This is a genomic window from Desulfobulbus sp., from assembly GCF_030824455.1.
In the GTDB taxonomy this organism is placed as follows: domain Bacteria; phylum Desulfobacterota; class Desulfobulbia; order Desulfobulbales; family Desulfobulbaceae; genus Desulfobulbus.
In genome coordinates this window covers 1-5,106 of sequence record NZ_JAVBXR010000053.1, presented here as the reverse complement: position 1 = coordinate 5,106, position 5,106 = coordinate 1, and the positions used below count along the sequence as shown (strand labels likewise).

5 protein-coding genes are annotated in these 5,106 nt (G+C 56.5%); all 5 read left to right on the top strand.

The features are described from left to right. Positions 1–599: 599 nt before the first annotated feature. On the top strand, positions 600–1,040 hold the full coding sequence (locus tag RCH93_RS07805) for a response regulator (protein ID WP_306547783.1): 441 nt from the start codon (positions 600–602) through the stop codon (positions 1,038–1,040). Between the two features lie 43 nt (positions 1,041–1,083). Beyond that, positions 1,084–1,608, top strand: coding sequence for a cyclic nucleotide-binding/CBS domain-containing protein (locus RCH93_RS07800; protein WP_306547782.1), 525 nt, complete (start codon positions 1,084–1,086; stop codon positions 1,606–1,608). 40 nt (positions 1,609–1,648) lie between these two features. Continuing rightward, positions 1,649–3,136, top strand: a complete 1,488-nt coding sequence (locus RCH93_RS07795) for an SLC13 family permease (RefSeq protein ID WP_306547781.1) — start codon at positions 1,649–1,651, stop codon at positions 3,134–3,136. A gap of 180 nt (positions 3,137–3,316) precedes the next feature. Next, the gene (gene nhaD, locus RCH93_RS07790; RefSeq protein WP_306547780.1) at positions 3,317–4,597 is read left to right on the top strand and encodes a sodium:proton antiporter NhaD; all 1,281 of its coding nucleotides are present in this window, start codon (positions 3,317–3,319) and stop codon (positions 4,595–4,597) included. A 222-nt stretch (positions 4,598–4,819) separates the two neighbouring features. Then, positions 4,820–5,106 (top strand): PAS domain-containing protein (locus RCH93_RS07785; protein ID WP_306547779.1); only part of this gene is annotated, 287 nt, incomplete at its 3' end.

Below are 5,106 nucleotides of genomic sequence, written 5' to 3'. Positions count from 1 at the left end.
TCAAAGGCGCCAGGGTGAGAAGAGATTTTCGCATTTCGAGAGGCTATATGCCTTTGACACTTCGTCTCTTCTCCTCACCCCAGCTTATCTAATTTTTCGACTCTTGCCTTTATATGACCAACAGACGTGCTTCACTTTTGAAATGAAAATGGAATAAGCGCTCCCTTCTGTCCTGATTCCCTCCGGCAGCGGAACCCCCTGGGCGCCGTTGCCGTTTTTTTTTCCCCAACTGGCGTTCCGCCTGCCGCCGCCTGTCCTCGCCCTTTTTGTGACCAGCTTGCCCTGCTGTTTCCCCCTCTCGGGCAACCTTTCCCGCCTTTTTCTTTCCATCTCCCACAAAAAGCAACATTTTGAAACATTATGGAACTGCATGCCGGTTCTTTGTGTTCCAAAGTGTTTCGTTTGCGAACAGTGAAACCCGGCGTGCAGTATTTCTGAATTAACCCATGAGTATTATTGAATTAAAATTAAATTTTTTATTTGGCCCCTTATTTGCAATAATTGGGTCGGCGCTATGAATAGCCATTCAGTGGTCGGGTGAAGGCTCGGCCATATAAGATTGAAACTATTATAGAACGACACAGGAAAAAGGAGCAGATATGGAGAAGGAAATGGAGGCCAAGGTCTTGCTGGTGGACGACGAGCAGGATTTCCTGGAAACGCTTTCCAACCGTCTGGAGATGCGCGGCCTGAAGGTCAGCGCCGTCACCAGCGGCGAACAGGCCATATCCGAAGCCAAGCAGCAGGACTACGACGCCATTGTCGTTGACCTGGCCATGCCCGGCATCGACGGCCTGGAGACGCTGAAACGGATCAAAGCGGACAACCCCAACGCCGAAATCATCATGCTCACCGGGCACGCTTCGGTGCAGAGCGGGGTGGAGGCCATGAAGCTCGGCGCGGGCGATTTCCTCCAGAAGCCGGTGGAACTCACCGAGCTGATGAGCAAGATCGGCGAGGCCAAGAACAAGAAGATGCTGGTGCTGCAGCAAAAGTCGCAAGACGAACTGCGCCAGATCCTCAAGACCAAGAGCTGGTAAACGGGCGCCCTGCCACCCAACCCCCACCATTAAGGAGAGAGGCATGAACAATTCTATGCCCGTCGTCAAAGACCTCGTCGTTCCTCTGGAACTTTTTCCCCATCTGGGCAGTGAAGAATCGGTGCACAGCGCCGTGGCCCAGCTTTTTTCCCACACCGCCAACGGAACCGGCAAACTGATGTTTGACGAGCTGCTGGTGATCAACAGCCAAAGCCAGTACGTCGGCCGCCTGACCATCCAGGGGATCCTCACCTGTTTCTTCCCGACCCTGTTCGACGGCAATCAGAAGGCGATTTTTTCCGGCAAGAAAGAAAAATTCACCGACCTGGCCATTCTTTTGGAAGACAGTTTTCAGGGCGAATGCAAACGTCAGGGCGCGTTGCCGGTCAGCCAGTTCATGGTCCCGCCGCTTAAATCGATCAAGGCCGACATGCACCCCCTGCACGCCGCCGAAATCATGATGGCCGAGAACCAGACCTGCCTCCCGGTGGTCGAGGATCAGGCCCTGATCGGCGTTGTCCGCCTGATTGACATTTTCCGGACCCTGGCCTCCAGCTGCGCCCTGTAAGTCCATTCAACCACCCCATTCACCGATAAAAGGAACGAACATGTCAGGTGCAATTGTGAAAGAACTCCCGGAAACCAAAGCCCCGTTCAATTGGACGCGGGCGATCTTCCTGATCACCGGTCTGGCCCTTTTCTTCATTATTTACTACTGCCCGGCCTGGCCGGACGCTATTGATCCCAAGGGCGAGCACTTCGTCCTTACCAAGCAAGCCAAAGGCGCGCTGGCCGTCTTTGCCGTGGCCGCCACCTGGTGGATTTTTGAGGTAGTGCCGATCGGCGCCACCAGCCTCCTGATCGGCACACTTCAGGCCCTGTTTTTCATCCGCAAACCGGCCGCAGCCTTCAAGGATTTCATGGACCCCTCGGTCCTCTTCATCTTCGGTTCGGTGGTCATCGGCATGGTCTTCACCAAGACCGGATTGACCAAACGGATCGCCTACAAGATGCTGTCGATCATCGGCGAACGAACCTCGATGATCATGCTCGGCTGTTTTGTCATGACCGTGGCGCTCACCCACGTCATGGCCCACACCGCCGTGGCCGCCACCATGTTTCCCCTGCTGATGGCCATCTATGCGATGTACACCACGGAGACCAAACCGACCAAGTTCGGCAAGGCCCTGTTTATCGGCATGGCCTATGTCGCCGGCGCCGGTTCAATTATCACCCTGCTCGGTTCCGCCCGCGCCGCCGTGGCCCTGGCCTTCTACAAGGACATGACCAAGGTGGAGCTCACCCCCATGGACCTGACCTTTTACATGGCCCCGCTGGGTTGGTTGATGGTCTTCCTCCTTTGGGGTTTCTTCATGATTTTCTTGAAACCAGAAAAAGACCGTATTCCTGGCCTCAAAGAAAAAGCCTCCCGGATGTATAAAGAACTGGGCGGCATGACCAGCAACGAGATTAAAGCGGCCCTGATCATTTTCACCACTGTTGTATTGATCGCCCTCAAGAGTCTGGTTCCTGCCCTTGATTCGCTCGACAAAACTGGCCTTCTTCTTTGCTCCACCATTGGTTTCTTTGTGGTCGGCATTCTCAATATTGACGACCTGGAAGAGATTCCCTGGAATATCGTCCTGCTGTTCGGCGGCGCCATGTCGATCGGCTTCTGTCTCTGGGAGACCGGAGCGGCCAAATGGCTGGCCGTCAACTGGTTGGTGTTGTTCGAGAAAGCTCCGGCGGTTGTATTCATCCTCGGCATGGCCTTCTTTGTCCTGGTCATGACCAACTTCATCATGAACGTGGCCGCCATTGCCATCAGCCTGCCGGTGGCCCTGGTTATTGCTCCCTATCTCGGAGTCGCCAGCGAGGTTATCCTCTTCTCCGCCCTGGCCACCGCCGGTATGCCCTTCTTCCTCCTGATCGGCGCGGCCCCCAACGCCATTGCCTATAACTCCAAGCAATTCACCCCCGGTGAATTCCTCAAGTACGGCCTTATGGCCAGCCTTATGCTGATGGTCGTGCTGTGGGTTTTTGTTGCCTATGTCTGGCCGATGATGGGCATGGAGGTGTTCGCAGTCGCAAAATAAGCAACGAGTCGGGAACCCAATCCCCGCCTGAAAACGGGCGGGGATTGACTTTGTTCAAAGGGTTTCTGTACAATTGACGCCGCCGTCCCTAGCCCTTATTGCAACGGCGGTTTTTGCCCTTTCCGATTCTTTCCCCCATTCAGTGACTGCACAAGGCGGTCGTAAAGGAGTTTGCCCCCAATGATGTCCATGATTGCTGTTGTCTTTGTGCTTGCCTACGCGAGTATCGCGCTGGAGCACCCGCTGAGAATCAACAAGTCCGCCACCGCGCTGATTGCCGCCGGTCTGATGTGGACCCTCTATTCCTTTGCCAGCCCTCTGGGCGTACACGGCGTTTCCGAACAGTTGACCGAAAAGCTGGCGGAAACCGCCGCGATTGTTTTCTTCCTGATCGGCGCCATGACCATCGTCGAGGTGACTGACAGCCACGGCGGTTTTGAGGTCATCACCAGCCGGATCAAGGCCACCAAGCTGTCCAGCCTGTTGTGGATCATTGCCTTTATCGCCTTTTTCCTCTCCTCGATCCTCGACAACATGACCACCACCATCGTTATGGTGGCCCTGATGAAGCGGATTCTCAAGGACCACAAACAGCGCCTCTTCTTTGCCGGCATCATCGTTATTGCCGCCAACGCCGGCGGCGCCTGGACCCCCATCGGCGACGTCACCACCACCATGCTGTGGATCGGCGGCCAGATCACCACCGGCAACATTATGATCTCCCTGATCGTCCCTTCCCTGGTGTGCATGATCCTTCCGGTGGCTATTGCCTCCTTTTTCCTCAAGGGCAATGTTGTGCCGCCGGATCAGATTGAAAACTGCGCCACCGGCACCACCCAGTTCGAAAAGAACCTGATGTTCTTCATGGGCATGGGCGGCCTGATCTTTGTGCCGATCTTCAAGGCAGTCACTCACTTGCCGCCTTATCTGGGCATGCTCCTCTCCCTGGGCGTCATCTGGCTGGTGGGCGAGATCCTCCACCGTAATAAGACCGAAGAAGAAAAGGGGCACCTCTGCCTCACCCAGGCCCTCAAGCGGATCGACATGGCCTCGGTGGTCTTCTTCATCGGCATTCTCCTGGCCGTGGCCACCATGTCCGCCAACGGCATGCTGCCGGCCCTGGCTGGCTGGATGGATAAGGTTGTCGGCAATCAGACCATCATCGTCATCATCATCGGTCTGGTTTCCGCTGTGGTCGACAACATCCCGCTGGTTGCCGCTTCCATGGGCATGTACCCGCTGTCGCAATTCCCGACCGACTCGTTCATCTGGGAGTTCATGGCCTACTGCGCCGGAACCGGCGGTTCCATCCTGATCATTGGTTCCGCCGCCGGCGTCGCCGCCATGGGCCTGGAAAAAATCGAGTTCTTCTGGTACGCGCGCCGCATTGGGCCGCTTGCCCTGCTCGGCTATTTTGCAGGTATTGTCTGTTATATCCTGCAGTACAACATGTTCCACTGATCGGCCTGCCGCCCTGGCGGCGCCGGTCACCCGACACATCCGCTCCCTCGCTTCCGGTCCATGTTCGCCGGAAGCAGGGGGCGGATGCTCCTTCGCCGCTCAGGCGGTGGAGCATTCCCACCCCGTTGTTGAACAAGATTCCTGCACTACAAAGCCGTCGATGCATTTTTTCTGGAGGCCGCACACCATGAACCGCTCTTTCCGCACCGTGCACTCCCGCCGATGAACGACGACTTTTCCGTCCATTTTCCCGCCGTTGCGGTGGGCAACCTGCTCGACTCGATCCCGCACGGCATCGCGGTGATCGACCGGGAGCTGAAGATTGTCCTGATCAACGAGTTTCTCGAGGCCCTCACCGGTTTGGCCCTGGCCGACGTCAAGGGCGTGTATGTCGATTTCGTGCTCCGTTCCAACATCGCCCAGCGCGGCCGCACCTTCCGCGAGGTCCTGGCCAGCGGCGAACCCCTGGTGATCGACGGCGACATCGTCAGCCGCGACCGCCGCAAGAT